At 70.2% G+C, this 18,238-nt stretch carries 13 protein-coding genes; 8 read left to right on the top strand and 5 right to left on the bottom strand.

Going from position 1 to position 18,238, the window contains the following annotated elements; translation table 11 throughout:
* The first annotated feature begins 18 nt into the window (after positions 1–18).
* Genes AC07PA_RS21240 through AC07PA_RS21230 form a run of 3 tightly spaced genes read left to right on the top strand, consistent with a single transcriptional unit; the run spans position 19 to position 2,487 of the window.
* Positions 19–729 (top strand): protein-L-isoaspartate O-methyltransferase family protein, encoded by a 711-nt coding sequence (locus AC07PA_RS21240; RefSeq protein ID WP_494608894.1) that lies wholly within the window; start codon positions 19–21, stop codon positions 727–729.
* A gap of 24 nt (positions 730–753) precedes the next feature.
* Positions 754–1,107, top strand: coding sequence for a rhodanese-like domain-containing protein (locus AC07PA_RS21235; RefSeq protein ID WP_007850151.1), 354 nt, complete (start codon positions 754–756; stop codon positions 1,105–1,107).
* A gap of 54 nt (positions 1,108–1,161) precedes the next feature.
* On the top strand, positions 1,162–2,487 hold the full coding sequence (locus AC07PA_RS21230) for a TolC family outer membrane protein (RefSeq protein WP_494608895.1): 1,326 nt from the start codon (positions 1,162–1,164) through the stop codon (positions 2,485–2,487).
* A 9-nt stretch (positions 2,488–2,496) separates the two neighbouring features.
* Here AC07PA_RS21230 and AC07PA_RS21225 read toward each other — a convergent pair whose 3' ends face one another.
* Positions 2,497–3,996: a CYTH and CHAD domain-containing protein gene (locus AC07PA_RS21225; protein ID WP_494608896.1), complete on the bottom strand. Its 1,500-nt coding sequence runs from the start codon at positions 3,994–3,996 to the stop codon at positions 2,497–2,499.
* A gap of 194 nt (positions 3,997–4,190) precedes the next feature.
* Here AC07PA_RS21225 and AC07PA_RS21220 point away from each other — a divergent pair, with 194 nt between their 5' ends.
* Positions 4,191–5,807 carry an alkaline phosphatase D family protein gene (locus AC07PA_RS21220; protein WP_494608897.1) on the top strand — a complete coding sequence of 539 codons (1,617 nt, stop codon included), beginning with the start codon at positions 4,191–4,193 and terminating at the stop codon, positions 5,805–5,807.
* Positions 5,808–5,859: 52 nt separating this feature from the next.
* Positions 5,860–7,785: a PhoX family protein gene (locus tag AC07PA_RS21215; RefSeq protein WP_494608898.1), complete on the top strand. Its 1,926-nt coding sequence runs from the start codon at positions 5,860–5,862 to the stop codon at positions 7,783–7,785.
* Positions 7,786–7,834: 49 nt separating this feature from the next.
* On the opposite strand, the gene AC07PA_RS21210 is transcribed toward AC07PA_RS21215, so the two are convergent.
* The 4 genes from AC07PA_RS21210 to AC07PA_RS21195 are packed head-to-tail and all read right to left on the bottom strand — an operon-like array spanning position 7,835 to position 11,831.
* Positions 7,835–8,278 (bottom strand): GNAT family N-acetyltransferase, encoded by a 444-nt coding sequence (locus AC07PA_RS21210; RefSeq protein ID WP_494608899.1) that lies wholly within the window; start codon positions 8,276–8,278, stop codon positions 7,835–7,837.
* Entirely contained in the window at positions 8,271–9,614 is a 1,344-nt protein-coding gene (locus AC07PA_RS21205) for a 3-deoxy-D-manno-octulosonic acid transferase (protein ID WP_007855419.1), read from the bottom strand. Before AC07PA_RS21205 ends, AC07PA_RS21210 begins: the two co-directional genes overlap by 8 nt.
* Before the next feature lie 10 nt (positions 9,615–9,624).
* On the bottom strand, positions 9,625–10,392 hold the full coding sequence (locus AC07PA_RS21200) for a carbon-nitrogen hydrolase family protein (protein WP_494608900.1): 768 nt from the start codon (positions 10,390–10,392) through the stop codon (positions 9,625–9,627).
* Positions 10,393–10,442: 50 nt separating this feature from the next.
* The gene (locus AC07PA_RS21195) at positions 10,443–11,831 is read right to left on the bottom strand and encodes a phosphomannomutase/phosphoglucomutase (RefSeq protein WP_494608901.1); all 1,389 of its coding nucleotides are present in this window, start codon (positions 11,829–11,831) and stop codon (positions 10,443–10,445) included.
* 149 nt (positions 11,832–11,980) lie between these two features.
* On the opposite strand from AC07PA_RS21195, the gene AC07PA_RS21190 reads away from it, so the two are divergent.
* The 3 genes from AC07PA_RS21190 to AC07PA_RS21180 all read left to right on the top strand — a co-directional run bounded on the left by AC07PA_RS21190 (position 11,981) and on the right by AC07PA_RS21180 (position 18,224).
* Positions 11,981–13,564 carry a DNA-3-methyladenine glycosylase 2 family protein gene (locus AC07PA_RS21190; protein ID WP_494608902.1) on the top strand — a complete coding sequence of 528 codons (1,584 nt, stop codon included), beginning with the start codon at positions 11,981–11,983 and terminating at the stop codon, positions 13,562–13,564.
* Between the two features lie 49 nt (positions 13,565–13,613).
* A complete protein-coding gene (locus AC07PA_RS21185; RefSeq protein ID WP_494608903.1) occupies positions 13,614–14,150 on the top strand; it encodes a methylated-DNA--[protein]-cysteine S-methyltransferase in 537 nt (178 codons plus the stop codon).
* 234 nt (positions 14,151–14,384) lie between these two features.
* Complete coding sequence (locus AC07PA_RS21180) at positions 14,385–18,224, top strand: sensor domain-containing protein (RefSeq protein WP_494608904.1); 3,840 nt, start codon at positions 14,385–14,387, stop codon at positions 18,222–18,224.
* Positions 18,225–18,238: the final 14 nt, after the last annotated feature.

Genomic DNA, 18,238 nt, shown 5'->3' with positions numbered 1-18,238 from the left:
CGCCCCACGGAGAACCCCATGAACATGCCATTGAACACGTCTGCCAACACCAGCGACCCCGTCGCCCAGGCCCGCTACAACATGATCGAGCAGCAGATCCGCCCCTGGAACGTGCTCGACGCCGACGTGCTGGACCTGCTGGCCGTGGCCCGCCGCGAGGAATTCGTGCCCCCGGCCTACCGCAGCATGGCCTTCATGGACATCGAGGTGCCCCTGCAGGGCAGCGATGCCGAAGACGCCGTGCGCGCCGGCCACAGCATGCTGCAGCCGCGCGTGGAAGCGCGCATCCTGCAGGACCTGGCGATCAAGCCGACCGACCGCGTGCTCGAAATCGGCGCCGGCTCGGGCTACATGGCCGCCTTGCTGGCCGCCCGCGCGCAGCAGGTGGTGACGCTCGAGATCGTGCCCGAGCTGGCCGAGATGGCGCGCGAGAACCTGCTGAGCGCCGGCGTGCAGAACGCAGAAGTGCGCCTGGCCGATGGCTCGCACGGCGCTGGCGACGGCACCTTCGACGTGATCGTGCTCAGCGGCTCGGTGGCCGAAGTGCCTGCCGCCCTGCTCTCGCAACTGCGCGATGGCGGCCGCCTGGGCGCCATCGTGGGCAGCGAGCCCGTGATGCGTTTCACCCTGACCCGCCGCACCGGCGACCGCTTCGACACCACTGCGCCCTGGGACACCATCGCGCCGCGCCTGGTGAACTTCCCCGAACCCTCCGGCTTCACTTTCTGACCTGCCTTTTCTGGAGTTTTTTGCATGATCGAGCACATCCGCCCCGCCCAACTCGCCGCCTGGTTCGCCACCGCCCCCGATGGCAGCCGGCCCGTGGTGCTGGATGTGCGCGAGCCCTGGGAACTGCAGACGGCCAGCGTGCGCGCTGACGGTTTCGAGCTGGTGGCCATCCCCATGGGGCAGCTCACGGGCCGCCTGGCCGAACTCGATGCCGCCCGCGACGCGGGCACGCCGATTGCCTGCCTGTGCCACCACGGCGCCCGCAGCCTGCGCGTGGCAGCGTTCCTGGAGCAGCAGGGTTTCGAGCGGCTGGCCAACATCAGCGGTGGCATCGACGCCTGGTCGCATGAGAACGACCCGGCCGTTCCCCGCTATTGAAGCCCCCGGTCTCCTTCGTCCCACCCGACATGCAGATATTCCTGAAAGGCATCCATGACTTCGTTCCGGCTACTCCCCCTGTCACTGGCGCTGGGCGCTGCCCTGTGTGTCCCCGCACAGGCCCAGAGCCTGACGGAGCTGTTGGAGTCTGCGCGTACCTATGACACGGCCTGGCAGTCGGCCCGGCTGCAGCTGGACGCCTCGGCCCGCAGGGCCGACCAGGCCCGTGCCGGCCTGCTGCCCAGCGCCGGCCTGTCGGCCGGTGTCTCGCGCGCCAACACCGATGTGAGCCGCCCGCCCATCGAGCGCACCGCCACCACCCAGACCCTGGGCGTGAATGCCTCGCAGCCCCTGTACCGCCCGGCCAATCGCATCAACCTGGAACAGGCCCAGCGCGGCGTGGACGTGGCCCAGGCCCAGCTCGACGCGGCCAGCCAGGACCTGCTGGTGCGCGTGAGCCAGGCCTATTTCGACGTGCTGGCCGCGCAGGACACACTGACCTTCGTGCAGGCGCAAAAGGCCGCCGTGTCGGAGCAACTGGCTTCTGCCAAGCGCAATTTCGAGGTCGGCACCTCCACGGTGACCGATTCGCGCGAGGCCCAGGCCCGCTACGATCTGGTCATTGCCCAGGAGATCGCGGCCGAGAACGACCTGCGCGTGAAGAAGCTGGCACTGGACCAGCTGGTGGGCGTCACGGGCACCCAGCCCAAGCCCCTGGCACTGCCGCTGCAGCTGCCGCCGGTGCAGCCCGACAACGTCATCACCTGGGTGGACACCGCGCGCGAACTGCAGCCCGGCGTGCGCCAGGCCGCCATCGCGCTGGACATTGCGCGCCTGGAAACGAAGAAGGCCGAGACCGGCCACCTGCCCACCGTGGACCTGCAGGCCGGCTACAACATCCAGCGCAACCCCACGGGTACCATCACCACCCCGGGCATCAACAGCCGCACCAACAACGCCAGCCTGGGCCTGGCCCTGAACCTGCCGCTGTTCGCCGGCTTCTCGGTGCAGAACCGGGTCAAGGAAACCCTGGCCCTCGAAGAGAAGGCCAGCGCCGACCTGGAGACCACGCGCCGCAATGTCGCCCAGGCCACGCGTGCCGCCTTCTTCGGCGTGCAGTCGGGCCAGGGCCAGGTGCAGGCGCTGCAGGCCGCCGAGGCCTCGAGCCAGAGCGCGCTCGATGCCAACAAGCTCGGCTACCAGGTGGGTGTGCGCATCAACATCGACGTGCTCAACGCCCAGAGCCAGCTGTTCCAGACCAAGCGCGACCTGGCCCAGGCCCGCTACAACGTGCTGCTGGGCACGCTCAAGCTGCGCCAGGCCGCCGGCACGCTCACCATCGAAGACGTGCAGGCCATCAACGCGCTGCTCACGCCCTGACGGGCGGCTCTACCACTTGCGAAAGCGCGGAACCTCTCCCACCCTGGAGAGGGCCTTCTTCGTGGCCTTGACCGAAGACGGGCGCCGCGCTGCAAGCCAGCCCACGCCGAACCAGGCCTTTGGATCCTGGTCTGCCAGGCTGCGGTACAGCGCGCTGGCCACCTGCTCGTCATTGAGCCGGCCCAGCGCCAACAAGGCCGGTTGCAGGCTGGCGAGAAAATCATCGGCATCGCCTTCCATGGCGGGCGCCACGAATTCGGCCAGGAAGCGCAGGCGCTTCAAACGCTTGCGCACGCGGTGCTGCTCGTCGAACGACAGCGACCCGAAGCGGCGCGCATCCTTGTGCGCCCTGGCGCACAGGGCCTGCAGGCGCTGGTGCAGGTAGCGGCGCGCCTTGCCGGCGCCAAGGGCCCCGTCTTCCTGCGCAGCCGTACCGTGGTCCAGGGCCGTGAAACCCATGAGGCTGATCAGCACCGCCTGAAACTCCGCCGTGCCGACGATGTCCAGCGGTGATGCCATGGCTGAGGCGGCCTGCTTGCCCGATGGCGGGGCTCCGGCCTCGCGCAGTTCGGCACCGATGGTGTCCAGGGCCTGTTCCCGGTCGCGCAGCTGGCCCAGGCGTCGGAACACCTCCACCAACGGCGGCTCCCAGGCGGGGTCGAAGCGGCCCGGCGCCAACGCATCCAGTTCACGCAGCGCCGTGCGCAGCCGGCGGATGCCGATGCGCAGCTGGTGCACATGCTCCTGGCTGGCCGAGCCCTCCACGATCTCGCTGGCATTGGCCAGGATCTGCGCCAAGCAGTTGGCCAGCACCGCGCGCTGCAGCGCTTGCCCCTTGAGAAATTGCCGGCGCCTGCCGCCGGCCACCATGGGCCGCGCCTTGGATGGCTGCCGGGCCCATTGGGCCGCCAGGAGCCGCTCGCCACGCTCGGCCTTGGAGACCGTGTTCAGCACCAGGCCATGCTGCGACGCCCATTGGGTGGCGACTTCGACGAGCCCGGCCACCGGTCCCTCCTTGAGTTCCAGCTCCAGCTCGCACACCGGTGCCTGCTTTTCCTGCGGCGTGCCGCCATGGGCCACGATGCGGCCGAAGTCGAACGCGAGCTCGACGACACCGCCGCGAAAGGCCAGGTTGCGCAAGGTGCGGTCGATTTCGGTGCGGTAGGTCTCCAGCAGCGGGCCCTGCGCGCTGTCCAGCGCCTCGCGCAGGCGCTCGCCGGCCTTGGTGCCGGCATGCAGGGCCGGGCGTGCCAGCGCTGGCGGGGTGTCGAGGCCGACGTTGTGCTCCTCGCGGTCCAGCGGGCCATCGCCCATGGCCTTGACGGTCTGCACCCACTGCCCGCCCTCGTTGCGCAGGCGCAGGGCGATGCCGCGCGAGGACAGCGCCTTGTCGGCGGTATCGAAATAGCGTGCTTCCAGCCGGATGGCGGTGGAGGCACCGCGCCGTGCTGCGGCCTTCACGGCCGCCAGGCACTTGGGCGGGATACTGAACTTGAATTCGACTTCCATGGCGTATTGTCCTGCTGAACGGGCCTGTGCCATGGCAACTGCACACACCCCGGCTCCCCAGGATGGCGCCTGGCGGCACGCCTGTCTGTCATCAATTCGCCATATTCGTATCCTAAGCTGGCGGTTCCAGGTATGCCCTGCGCCGTGACATCTCGCGCCCGCGGCCCTGTGAGGACACCGCGAGAAAGCCGGCAATGACAATACTGGAAGGGTCGCCGCTGAGACGAAGGGCCGTCCTGCGCTCGGTCGCAGGCGCCAGCGGCATCCTGGCATCGCCATGGCTGACGGCAAACGCCTGGGCACAGGCAAGCCCGGCACAGGTCATTGCCGAAGCCCACCGCCCTGCCCTGGCCAAGGGCACCATGAGCGGCGACGTGGCACGCGACCGCGCCATGGTCTGGAGCGCCACCGACCGGCCATCGCGCATGCACGTGCAATGGGACACGACGCCCCGTTTTGCCAACCCCCGCTGCGTTGCAGGCCCCATGGCGCTCGACGTGACGGACTACACCGCGCGCGTGGACCTCACGGGGCTGCCACCTGACCAGACCATCTTCTACCGCGTGCAGTTCCAGGACGCCGCGCGCCCCCGGGTATCAAGTGGCTGGACCCAGGGACGCTTTCAGAGCGCCCCTGCCGCACGCCGCCAGGTGCGCGTCATCTGGTCGGCCGACACGGGCGGCCAGGGCTTCGGCATCAACCCCGACATGGGCGGCATGCGCATGTACGACACCATGCGCCAGGCGGAGCCCGACCTGTTCATCCACGCGGGCGACACGATCTACGCCACCACGCCACTGCAGGCCGAAAAGACCGTCGAGGGCGGCCAGGTGTGGCGCAACACGCTGGCACCGGCACGCAGCCGACCGGCGCAGACCCTGGAAGAATTCCGCGGCTGCTACAGCTACAACCTGCTGGACGAACCCCTGCGCCGATTCAACGCCGAGGTCGCCCAGGTCTGGAACTGGAGCGACCACGAGGTGACCAACAACTGGTCTCCCGCCAAGGACCTGGGCCCGTGGAGCGACTACACCGAAAAGCAGGTAGGCATCCTGCAGGCCTGCGGTACCCGGGCCTTCCTGGAGTACGCGCCCATGCGCTGGCATGCGCAGGACGAGGCCGAGCGCATCTACCGACGCATCCCCTACGGGCCCCTGCTCGACGTGTTCGTGACCGACATGCGCAGCTACCGGGGTGGCAACAGCAGCAACCTGCAGGCCCGCGAAAGTACGGACACGGCGTATTTCGGCAACGCCCAGGTGGACTGGCTGCTGCGTGGGCTCAAGGCCTCGCGCGCGCTATGGAAGATCGTCTCGCTGGACATGCCCCTGGGCGTGATGGTGCGCGACGGCCAGCTGCGGGACGGGCAAGGCCAGCCGATCATGGAAAACAGCGCCAACGGCGACGGCCCGCCCCGGGGCCGCGAACTGGAGATCGCCCGCCTGCTGCGCCAGCTGGCGCGCGAGCGCATCCACAACGTGGTCTTCACCGCGGCCGACGTGCACTACGCCGCCGCCCACTACTACGACCCGGCGCGCGCGCAGTTCCGCGATTTCGAACCGTTCTGGGAGTTCGTCGCCGGCCCCATCCACGCCGGCACGTCCGCACCGCTGCCCATGGACAACACCTTCGGTCCGCAGGTCGTCTTCAGCAAAGGCGCGCCGCCCGGCCAGACGCTGTCGCCCCTGGCAGGCCTGCAGTTCTTCGGCCAGCTCGACGTCGACAGCCAGAGCCGGGCGCTCACCGTGCAGCTCAAGGATGCCTCGGGCCAGGCCATCTACCGCCACACGCTGCAAGCCCGGCGCGCATGAATTTCTCCTTCCCCAAAAAGCAATCCCGCCCCACCCCACTGAGAGACTCTCCATGGCAAAAGACTTCGATTCGATGGAAGACAGCAACCGCTCGGCCAACCCGAGCATCCACGAGGTGTCGGCGCTGCGCCGCCGCACCCTGCTCGGCGGCGGCCTGGCATCGGCCGTCGGCGGCCTGCTGGCGCCGCTGGCTGCCGTGTCGCTGCCCGGTTGCGCCAGCGGTACCGGCATCCCCAGCGGCCCGCTGCTGGGTTTCAAGAGCGTGCCCATCGGCACGGCCGACCGCATCGTCGTGCCCGAGGGCTATGTGGCCCAAGTCATCGCGCCCTGGGGCGACCCTGTGGGCCTGTCGGGCGAGAACCCGGCCTTCAAGGAAGACGGCTCCAATACCGCCGCCGAGCAGGAAGCGCAGCTCGGCATGCACCACGACGGCATCCACTTCTATGCGCAGGAGGGCAGCCGCCAGGGTCTGCTGGTGATGAACCACGAGTACACCGACGACGGCCTGCTGCATGCCGACGGCATGAAGACCTGGACCGCCGAGAAGGTGCGCAAGTCCCAGGCCGCGCACGGCGTCTCGGTCATCGAGGTGGAACATAAGGCCGATGGCCAGTGGGACATCGTGCGCCCCTCGCCCTGGGCCCGCCGCATCACGGCACGCACGCCCATGGCGTTTGGCGGCCCGGCCGCCGGCCACCCCATGCTGCGCACGGCCGCCGACCCCGAGGGCATGCGCCCGCTGGGCACCATGAACAACTGCGCCAGCGGCATCACGCCCTGGGGCACCTACCTGACCTGCGAAGAGAACTTCATCAACTACTTCAAGGGCCCCGACGCCCCCAACCCCCACGACACCCGCTGGGGCCTGCGCAAGGGCGAGCCCGCTGGCTACCGCTGGGCCGAACACGATGCACGTTTCGACGCCACCAAGAACCCCAACGAACCCAACCGCTTCGGCTGGATCGTGGAGATCGACCCGTTCAACGCCAGCTCCACCCCCGTCAAACGCACGGCCCTGGGCCGCGCCGCGCACGAAGGCGCCACGGTGGCCGTGACCAAGGACGGCCGCGCCGTGGTCTATTCGGGCGAAGACTCGCGCTTCGAGTACATCTACAAGTTCGTGAGCCGTGACAAGATCCGCAAGGGCGGCGCGCGCGAGAACGCCGAGCTGCTCGACCATGGCACGCTGTACGTCGCCAGGTTCAATGCCGATGGCAGCGGCCAGTGGCTGGCCCTCAGCCATGGCCAGGGCCCGCTGACGGCCGCCAACGGCTTTGCCGATGCCGGTGAGGTGCTGATCAAGACGCGCCAGGCCAGCGACCTGCTGGGCGCCACCAAGATGGACCGCCCCGAGTGGATCGCCATCGGCAAGGACGGCTCCGTCTACTGCACGCTGACCAACAACAGCAACCGCGGCACGGCCGGCCAGCCTGGCGTGGATGCCGCCAACCCGCGTGCCAACAACAGCATGGGCAACATCATCCGCTGGAAGGAAGCCGGGGATTTCGATGGCGCGCGCTTCCAGTGGGACCACTTCATCCTGGCCGGCGACCCGGCCAATGAGCGTGCCGATGCCAAGGGCAGTGTCAAGGGCGACATGCTCGCCTGCCCCGATGGCCTGTGGGTCGATGGCCGCGGCGTGCTCTGGGTGCAGACCGACATGTCCACCTCGGCCATGGGCAAGGGCGACCTGGCGCGCATGGGCAACAACGCCATGCTGGCGGCCGATCCGCGCACGGGCGAGATCCGCCGCTTCCTGGTCGGCCCTTCGGGTTGCGAAATCACCGGTGCGACCATGACGCCCGATGGCAAGACCCTGTTCATCAACATCCAGCACCCCGGCGAAAGCCCGAGCGAGCGCAGCGACCCCGCCGAGCCGCGCAAGTTCTCCAACTGGCCCGAGCACCGCCCCGCCGGACGCCCGCGCTCGGCCACGGTGGTGATCCGCAAGGCCGATGGCGGCGTGGTGGGGACGTAAGACGATCAGGGCCCTTGCACAACACAGGGTCAGCCAGATTGCTGGACGTTCAAGCCGACGTAGCGCTTGAGAAAACGCCGTTCATCGGGCGCGTAGCCCTGGGCCGCATAGAACGCATGGGCCGCAGGCCGCTGGTCACTTCGGCGCGCACACAGCCCTGCCCGGTAAAGAAGCGGTCGGCAGCGGCCACCAGCGCCTCCCCGACCCCGCGGCCCCGCTGCCCGGCATCGACCACCAGCGAGGTGATGCGGCCGATCCGGCCTTCGGCATGGAAAAGCTCGAGCACATGCAGGCTGATGACACCGGCCACACGGCCATCGACCTCGGCCAACAGCACGTTGTCGCCGGCTTGCGCGGCCAGGATCGCGAGCTTGCGGACGACCAGCGCCTCGCTGGCCTCGTAGCCCAATTGCCCCATCAGGCCGGCGATGGCCGCAGCGTCGGCCGCCACCGCCGAGCGGATGGACGGCGGCGGCGACTGCGGCTCAGGCATCGGCGTCTTCTTCGAGCCGCCCCACCGTGCGCCGGCGCACCAGCTGCAGCAACTCCCGCACCGTGGCCCGGGCTGCGCCCCGGTGCTGGCGTGCGAAGCGGGCCGCCCGCTCGCTGGCGGCCGCCTGCTGCGCGGGGTCGCGCACCAGTTGCATGGCCTGCGCGACGCCGGCGGTGAGGTCGGGCACGCGCTGCGCCGCTCCAGCGGCACAAGCGAGCTCGGCCGCCTCGGCAAAATTGAAGGTGTGCGGGCCCAGCACCACGGGGCAGCCGCAGGCAGCCGCCTCGATGAGGTTCTGCCCCCCCAGCGGCGCGAAGCTGCCGCCCAGCAGCGCCACGCCGGCCATGCCGTAGTACAGGGCCATCTCGCCGAGCGAGTCGCCCAGCCACACGTCGGCCGGCTCGGGCAGCAGGCTCCAGGTGCTGCGGCGCGACACCGTGAGGCCGGCCGCCTGGAGCTGCTGCTGCACCTCGTCGAAGCGCTGCGGATGCCGTGGCACGACCAGCCATTGCACGGGTTGCGCGGCATCCGCGCGCGAGGTGCTCCAGGCGCGAATCGCCTCGAGCCACAGCGCCTCTTCGCCTTCGCGGCTGCTGGCCAGCATGGCCACGGGGCGCATGGCCTGCACGCGCCAGGCACGCCCCAGCTCCAGCTGTGCCACATCGGGCACCACGTCGAACTTGAGGTTGCCGAACACCCCGTGCACCTGGGCGCCGATGGCGTGCAGGCGTTCGGCATCGTCCTCGGTCTGGGCATACACGGCGGTCAGCGCCGCATAGGCCGGGCGCGCCAGCGGCGACACCCGCCGGGCCTTGCGCAGCGAGTGCTCGTTGAACCGGGCATTGGCCAGTACCAATGGCACGCCGCGCTTGCGGCAGGCGGCCACCAGGTTGGGCCAGACCTCGGTCTCCATCAGGATGCCGATGGCCGGGCGAAACTGGCGCAGAAAGCGCAGCACGGCACCCTGCGTGTCCCAGGGCAGCCAGACCTGTACATCGCCCGCCTGCAGCAGCTTTTCACCCTCGGCCCGGCCGGTGGCCGTGCCATGCGTGAGCAGCAGGCGCATGCCGGGCAGCTGCGCGCGCAATTCGGCCAGCAGGATGGAGGCCGCGCGCGTTTCACCGAGCGAGACCGCGTGGATCCAGACGAACTGGCCCAGCGGATCGGTGCTGCTGTGCAGCACCAGGCTGTCGATGGGCTGCGGGTAGCGGCCGAAGCGCTCGCCCACCGCCACCGCATAACCCGGTTCGGCTGCGGCACGGCGGCGCAGCTTGCGGCGCAGCAGCGGCTGGGCCGCCCAGGTCACCATGGAATACAGGGCGCGCGCAGTGGTCATGCGGTACGCCTCATTGCGCGGGGGTCTCGACCACGCGGCCTTGCCATGCCCCGCCCTCGCGCGAAGCCACGACTAGGCAGGCGCCCCCGGCAGGTGCGACGACCACCTGGGTGCCACCGGGGCCCCAGAAGGCGCTGCGGCCTGCACAGGCGTAGCCACCGGTGGGTGCGCCGTGGTTGGCCATCAGCACGGCCAGGCCGAGGTCGGCGGCGTAGGCCTGCAACTGTGTAGAGTCCTTGGCGTAACCGCCCTCCGAGATCACCGAGCCGCAGGCATACAGGAGGGCGCCAGCATCCAGGGCGGCCCGGGCATGCTCGGGGTGCGTGGTGTCGGCACACACGGCCAGCGCCGTGGGCTGGCCCGCCAGCAGGCGCACATGGACATCTTCACGGCCGGCGCTGGCGAACTGCTCTTCGCCAGGGTGCAGGTAGCGCTTGCGGTACAGCTCGGCGCCGCCATCGGCACCGAGCACCCAGGCACCGATGGCCGGCTTGTCGCCCGGCACGACCGGGGCCACGGGCGCCCCGACCACCAGGGCCATGCCGGTGCTGCGAGCGGCCTCACGCAGGGGCGCCAGCACGGCATCGTCGGCGCCGAGTACCAGGCCTGCGACCAGCGTGGGTTCATAGCCGGTGAGCGACAGCTCGGGGAACACCAGCAGCTGCACGCCGTGCCGCGCGGCTGCGCGCACCATGGACAGGTGCGACTGCACGTTGGCCTGCACATCGCCAGACACGGATATCGATTGCGCTGCGGCGATGCACAGCAAGGGAGACAAGGGGGTAGTCAAGGAGAATGCGTTCGCAAAGATGGAAGTCAGGCCTGGGCTCAGTGGGCGGCGGCGCCCAGTCGGGCGTCGGGCTTGACCTTGTGCAGCATCGCCAGCATGGCCGCCTCGATGCGCGCCAGGGCCTCCTCGGTGTGCCCCTCGAAGCGCAGCACCAGCACCGGCGTGGTGTTGCTCGCGCGGATCAGGCCAAAGCCGTCCGGCCAGTCCACGCGCAGCCCGTCGATGGTGTTCACCTGGGCAGGCGCGCTGAAGCTGCCGGCCGCCAGGGCCTGCAGCTCGGCCGTGAGGCGGTGCGGCTCGCCCTCGGCGCACGAGACGTTGAGTTCGGGCGTCGAGAAACTCGTGGGCAGTGCATTGAGCACGGCGCTCGGGTCCGCATGGCGGCTCAGGATCTCGAGCAGGCGGCAGCCGGCGTAGGTGCCGTCGTCGAAACCGTACCAGCGCTCCTTGAAGAAGATGTGGCCGCTCATCTCGCCGCCCAGGGGCGAGTCGAGCTCCTTCATGCGCGCCTTGATCAGCGAGTGCCCGGTCTTGAACATCACCGGCACGCCACCCGCGGCGGCAATGGCTGGCGCCAGGCGCTGGGTGCACTTGACGTCGAAGAGGATGTTGCCGCCGGGCACGCGCGTGAGCACGTCCTGAGCGAACAGCATCATCTGCCGGTCGGGGAAGATGTTGGTGCCGTCGCGCGTGACGATGCCCAGGCGGTCGCCGTCGCCATCGAAGGCCAGGCCCAGTTCGGCGTCGCTGCCCTGCAGCGCGGCGATCAGGTCGCGCAGGTTCTCGGGCTTGCTCGGGTCGGGGTGGTGGTTGGGGAAGTTGCCGTCCACCTCGGAAAACAGCTCGATCACCTCGCAGCCCAGGGCGCGGAAGATGTCCGGGGCCGTGGCGCCGGCAATGCCGTTGCCGCAGTCGACGACGATCTTCAGCGGGCGGGCAAGCTTCACGTCGCCGGTGATGCGCTCGCGGTAGGCGGGCAGCACGTCCACATGGCGCACGCTGCCGCCGGCCGAGAGCTGCCAGCTCTCCTGCTCCATGGTGTGGCGCAAGGACTGGATCTCTTCACCGTAGATGGCGCGGCCAGCCAGCACCATCTTGAAGCCGTTGTAGTCGCGCGGGTTGTGGCTGCCGGTGACCTGGATGCCGCTTTGGCACAGTGTGCTGGCCGCGAAGTACAGCAGCGGCGTGGTGACCATGCCCACATCGATCACTTCCATGCCTGCCTCCACCAGCCCCTGGATCAGCGCGGCCGACATGGCCGGACCGGAAAGGCGGCCATCGCGGCCCACGGCCACGGTGGTCTGGCCTTCGGCGCGGGCGGCCGTGCCGAAGGCACGGCCCAGGCCGAGGGCGACTTCTTCGTTCAGGGTGGTCGGCACGATGCCGCGGATGTCATAGGCTTTGAAAATGGCGGGCGTGGGTTGCACGTGGGGGCCTTTGCGGTGAGCGTTGGAACAGTGCGCTGGATTGTAGGGGGCGCCCCCTGCAGCTCCAGCGAAGCATCGTATACAGATTGCCCGAGGCACATGTCCGAAAACGGCCAGACCGGATGTAGGCGCGGCCTATCATTCCCCCCATGTCCACCCCCCTGCTCTCTCCTGGCCAGCCTTGCACCGCCACCGGCCCGGTGGCGGATGACGAGGGCCGCTACCTGGCCCTGCAAGCCCGCGATGCGCGCTTCGACGGCCGTTTCTTCACGGGAGTGACCTCCACCGGCATCTACTGCCGCCCGGTCTGCTCGGTGCGCACACCACGGCGCGAGAACTGCCGCTTCTTCGCCATGGCGGCCCAGGCCGAGAGCGCGGGATTTCGCCCCTGCCTGCGCTGCCGGCCCGAGCTGGCCCCCCAATCCCTGGCCTGGTCGGTGCAGGACGCCTCGGGCATCCTGGTGCAGCAGGCCGTGCGCCTGCTCGATGCCCCCGAAGGCTGGGCCCGGGACAGCCAGGGGGCGACCGTCGCCCGGCTGGCCGAGCGCCTGGGCGTGAGCGACCGGCACCTGCGCCGCATCTTCGAGGCGGCCCTGGGCGTATCGCCGCTGCAGTACCTGCAGACGCGGCGCCTGCTCACGGCCAAGCAGCTGCTGACCGACACGCCCCTGCCCATCACCCAGGTGGCCCTGTCCAGCGGCTTTGGCAGCGTGCGCCGCTTCAATGCGGCGTTTGCAGAGCACTACGGGCTCCAACCGGGCCAGCTGCGCAAGAATGGCAGCGCCCACAGCGCCACCAGCACGGGCACGCTGCGCCTGGCCTACCGGCCGCCGCTCGACGTGGCGGCGCTGCTCGCCTTCTTCGAGCGGCGCCGGTTTCTCGGGGTGGAATGGGTGCAACAGGCGGGCGACGGCGCCCCGGCCCTGCGGCGCACGGTGCGCCTGTCCCCGGCCGTGACCGGGGGCGCCGAGGTCCCGGGCTGGCTCAGTGCCCGGTTCGACACCGCCCGGCACCAGGTGCTGCTGCAGACCAGCGACAGCCTGTACCCGGTGCTGCCGGTGGTGATTGCCCGGGTGCGCGCCATGCTGGACCTGGACGCCGACCCCGCTGCCATCAATGCCGTGCTGCATGAGCGCTTTCCCGAGGGCGACGGCCTGCGCGTCCCCGGTGCCTTCGATGGCTTCGAGCTGGCCGTGCGCGCCGTGCTGGGCCAGCAGATCACGGTGGCCGCGGCCCGCACCCTGGGCCAGCGCCTGGTGGAACGCCTGGGCGAGCCCATCGAAACACCGTGGCCCGAGCTCAACCGGCTGTTCCCGCCACCCTCGGTGCTGGCGCGTGCCGAAGGCGAGGTGCTGGGCCAGATGGGCATCGTGCGCCAGCGCCAGGCGGCCATCGTGGCATTGGCGCAGGCGGTAGACAGCGGCGCCCTGCCGCTGCACGCGGGTGCCGACGTGGCCGGCACCACGGCCGCCCTGTGCGCCCTGCCCGGCATCGGCGACTGGACGGCCCAGTACATCGCCATGCGCGTGCTGCGCTGGCCCGACGCCTTCCCGGCGGGGGACGTGGCATTGCACAAGGCCCTGGGTGTGCAAGGCCAGAAGAACCCGGCCCGCGCCGCGACCGAGGCCTCGGCCGCCTGGCGCCCGTGGCGCAGCTATGCCGTGCTGCGGGCCTGGGCCGAACTGCCCTTGCCCGGGGCTGCGGCCCTGGCCCCCAGTGCCCCCAGTGCCTGACACGGCGGCGGCCACCTGCCTATTTATATAGAGAGAGAGCACCCCTTCCATGCAATTCCATCCCGCCACGGTGCAATCGCGCGCCACCTCCCCGCTCGGCGCCGTGCGTCTGGCGGCATCTCCTCAGGGCCTGGTCGGCCTGTGGTTCGACGGCCAGCGGCACCAGCCCACGCCCCTGCTCGATGGCCCCGGCGCCTGGCCCGAGGTGGCCGGTCATTCCCTGATGCAGGAGGCCGCGGGCCAGTTGCAGCAGTTCCTGCGCAGCGAGCGCCGCGCGTTCGACCTGCCGCTGGACCTGTCGGGCGGCACCACGTTCCAGCAGGAAGTCTGGCGCGCGCTGCTGGCCATCGGCTGCGGCGCCACCGCCACCTATGGTGACCTGAGCCGCGGGCTGGGCCGGCCGCGCGCGGTGCGCGCCGTGGGGGCCGCCGTGGGGCGCAACCCGATCAGCGTGGTCGTGCCCTGCCACCGGGTACTGGGTGCCGATGGCAGCCTGACCGGCTATGCCGGTGGCCTGGACCGCAAGGGCGCCTTGCTGGCCATCGAGGGCGCACGGCCCCGAACCCTGGATCTGCTGGCGGTCTGAGGGGCTGGCAGGCCCGCGGCCACCAAGGGTCCATCATCGCGACGGGCCCCCTGTTGTCAATCGGGCTTGTCAGGACCCGCACCCCGGCACGGGAGCCCATGGATCGGCCCTAAACTCTGCGCATGGGCCTTGCGTCGGTTTTTCATCTGCTTACAAGCGTTACAGCGCCGGTCTGGCCACGCGCTGCATGCGCAGCCCAGCATTCGCACGCACAGGGGGCCGGCCGCGGGCACCATGGCGCATAACACCTTGCTGGCAGGCAGCCTGCTGTTGCTGCTGACCGTCCTGGGCCTGGCGCTGTTGCCACCCCGGGAGGTGCTGGCTCCTTCACGGCGCACCGAGTGGCTGGCCGGCCTGGCGGGGGGCCTGGTGTCGGCAGCCATGCTGGCCGTGCTCAACTTCCAGGCCAGCGGCACCGCCCTGGTGGCCTACCCCACGGCCACCGCCTTCGTGGCCCTGTGCTTCGGCGTACGCGCCACCGCCCTCTGCGCGGGCCTGGCTTTTCTCGCCGCCACCTGGATCCAGGGCTCGCCCTCGCTCGCCGGGGCGCTGGTCCTGGCGGGCGCCTGGGCCTGCGGGGCGCTGTGGCGGCAGGTGGCACTCCACCGGCACAAGCGCAGCTGGCCGGAGATGCTGGGCCTGGCGCTGAGTCTGCCGGTGGTGAGCGGCCTGGTGCTCACCGCAGTCAGTGCCCAGGCAGAGAGCCCGGATCTGGTGACCTGGTGGGAAAACCTTCCCTGGCAGCATGGAACCGGCATCCTGGTACTGGGGGGCTGCCGCCTGCTGCTGATCAGCAAGGCCCAGTCGATGGACTCGATGGAGTCGGCCCACCGGGCACTGGGCCAGCGCGAGCAACAGTTGCGCATGGCCCTGGACTCCCTGAACGGCGGGCGCTGGGAGTGGGACGTGGACACGCGCCAGTTCCGCTGCGAAGGCGGGTTCTACGCACAGTTCGGCCTGGGCGACGACGCGCTCAAGGCCCCTGGCCTGTGGCAGCGCTGGTACGACCTGCGCCACCCCGTCGACCGGGACCGCAATGCCGCCAGGCTCGCCCGCGCCATGGATGGGCTCGAAGACACCTACGAGGCCGAGTTCCGCGTGCTCGATACCACCGGGCGCTGGCGCTGGCTCATGTCGCGCGGCATGGTGTCCTTGCGCGATGCCAGCGGCAAGCCCCTGCGCCTGATCGGCATGGACGTGGACATCTCCGCCCACCGCGAGGCCCAGCAGGCGCTGCGCGACTCCGAGGCCAAGTACACCTCGTTCTACCAGACGCTGCCCGATCCGGCGGGCATCAGCCGCATCTCGGACGGCCGCTACATAGATGTGAACCCGGCTTTCTGCGAGATGTTCGGGCTGGCGCATGACCAGGTGGCGGGCCGTACCTCGACCGACCTCAGGATCTGGGCCAGCGACGAGGAGCGCCAGCGCCTGCTGGACACCTACCAGCGCCACGGCAAGGTGGACCGCCTGCCCCTGGTGGCGCAGCGGCGCGGCGTGCGCATCCCGGGGCTGATGTCGGCACGCTCCGTGCTTGTGGATGGTGAAAACTGTTTCGTCTTCGTTTTCCACGACATGACCGAAGCCCAACGCACCAGCGACGAACTGCGCGCCCTCAACAGCCTGCTGCAGCAGGCTGGCCGGCTGGCGCGCCTGGGCGCCTGGGAGGACGTGCGCGGCAAGGGCCTGGTCTACTGGTCGGACGTGTGCTTCGACATCCACGGCATGCCGCCCGGCTCGCCCCTGCCCACCGACTACATCGACCGCATGGTGGCGCCCGCCTACCGCGAGACGCTGCGCAACCACTTTCGCGCCAGCATCCTCGATCGCGCCGAGTGGAGCCTGGAGCTGGAGGTGGTCCACGCCGATGGGCACCTGCTGTGGGTGCGCGCCCGGGGCGAGCCCGTCATCGAGAACGGCCGCGTGACGCGCGTGCGCGGGGTCATGCAGGACATCGACGAGGCCAAGCGGGCCACCGAGCGCCTGCGCCAGTCCGAAGAGCGCTTTTCGCGCATCTTCCAGCTCATGCCGTTTCCCATGGGCCTGTCGCGCCGCAGCGACGGGCAGTACCTGGACGTGAACCCGGCCTGGGAAACCTTGCTGGGCATACCGCGCGCCGAGGCCGTGGGCCGCACGGCGGTGCAACTGGGCATCTTCACCCAGGAGGAGCGCCAGCGGCTGATACAGGCGTTTGAACGGACCGACCCGCAGGCCAGCCACGAGGTGACGCTCAACGGCCGCCCCGGCACCCGGCTGACGGTGCTGCAGTCCATGCGCGCCATCGATTTCGACGGCGAGCCCTGCTGGCTGTTCTCGGTGCACGACATCACCGACCGCAAGCGCCAGGAAGAGCAGGTGCGTGAGCGCGAGGAACTGCTGTCGCTGACCATCTCTGCCGCTTCCCTGGGCCTGTGGGACTGGGACATGGAGCACGGCACCATCACCGGCGACAGCCGCTGGGCCTCCATGCAGGGCCGCACGCCAGGGCCCATCGCCCAGACCTCGGTGCGCTGGACCAGCGCAGTGGCGGCGGACGACATCGACCGCATCACGGCCGAAGTGGCGCGCCACGCGGCACGGCCCGCCACGCCGTTCGACGCCACCTGGAAGGTGCCCGCCCCCCACGAAGGCACGCGCTGGGTGCGCAACCTGGGCAAGATCGTGAGCTTCGGCGCAGGCGGCGAGCCCCTGCGCATGCTGGGCGTGGCGCTCGATGTGACGCCCCAGCGCGAGCAGGAGGTGCTGCTGCAGAAGCTGGCGCACTTCGATGCCCTCACCGGCCTGCCCAACCGCGTGCTGCTGGCGCGCAGGCTGCAGGAGTGCCTGGACCAGGCGCGCGAGCGCGGCACCCAGCTTGGCGTCGGCTACCTCGACCTCGACGGCTTCAAGCCCGTGAACGACCGCCTGGGCCACGGCGCGGGCGACCGCCTGCTGGTGATGGTGGCAGGCCGGCTCTCGCGCGCCCTGCGCCCAGGCGACAGCGTGGCCCGCCTGGGGGGGGACGAGTTCGTGATGCTGCTGCCCGACCTGGCCGACACCGCCGAATGCGAACGCATGCTCTCCCGGGTGATGGAGAACATCTCCGCCCCCTACGCGCTGGACACCGAGCGCGTGGTCGTCACGGCCAGCATCGGCTACACCGTGTTCCCGCTGGACGAGGCCGATGCCGACACCCTGCTGCGCCATGCCGACCAGGCCATGTATGCCGCCAAGCAGGCCGGGCGCAACCGCTTCCACCAGTTCGATGCCGCGCAGGAGCGGGCCCTGGTGGCGCAGCGCGAGCAGGGCAAGCACCTGCAGGAGGCGATTGCCGGCGCCCAGTTCATCCTGCACCTGCAACCCAAGGTGGACATGCGCAGCGGCGCCGTGGTGGGCGCCGAAGTCCTGGCCCGCTGGCAGCACCCCGAGCGCGGCCTGCTGCCGCCCGGGGCCTTCCTGCCGCTGCTGGAGGGCACCGAGCTCGAGATCGGTTTCGGCCAATGGGTGGTCGGCGCGGCCCTGGACCTTCTCCGCCGCCTGAACGGCCAGGGCCTGGTCCTGCCGCTGAGCATCAACATCTCGGCCCTGCACCTTCAGCACCCCGGCTTTGCCGACTGGATGGCCCAGATGCTGGCCGGGCGCCCCGACATCGATGCGCGCCAGGTCGAGATCGAGATCACCGAGAGCGCCGCGCTCTACGACATCAGCGCCGTGGCCGCCACGCTGACGCGCCTGCGCGAACTGGGCGTGAGCGTTGCGCTGGACGACTTCGGCACCGGCTATTCATCGCTGACCTACCTGCGCCGCCTGCCCATGGACACGCTCAAGATCGACCAGAGCTTCGTGCACGGCATGATGGGCGACCCCGGCGACCTGGCCATCGTGCAGGGCGTGATCGGCCTGGCCCGCTCCTTCGGCTACCGTGTGATCGCCGAGGGGGTGGAAACCATCGAGCAAGGCCAGATGCTGCAGCAACTGGGCTGCGCCCAGGCCCAGGGCTACTGCATCGCCCGGCCCATGGCGCTGGAGGCGTTCGTGGAATGGGCCGGCCAGTGGCAGGCGCCCCCGGGTTGGCAGCGGCAACGGCCGCACTGAGCTGTCGCCACCGC

Source organism: Acidovorax sp. GW821-FHT09B03, from assembly GCF_059418305.1.
Note: the sequence above shows the minus strand (reverse complement) of the source record. Positions and strands in the feature narration are given on the sequence as shown.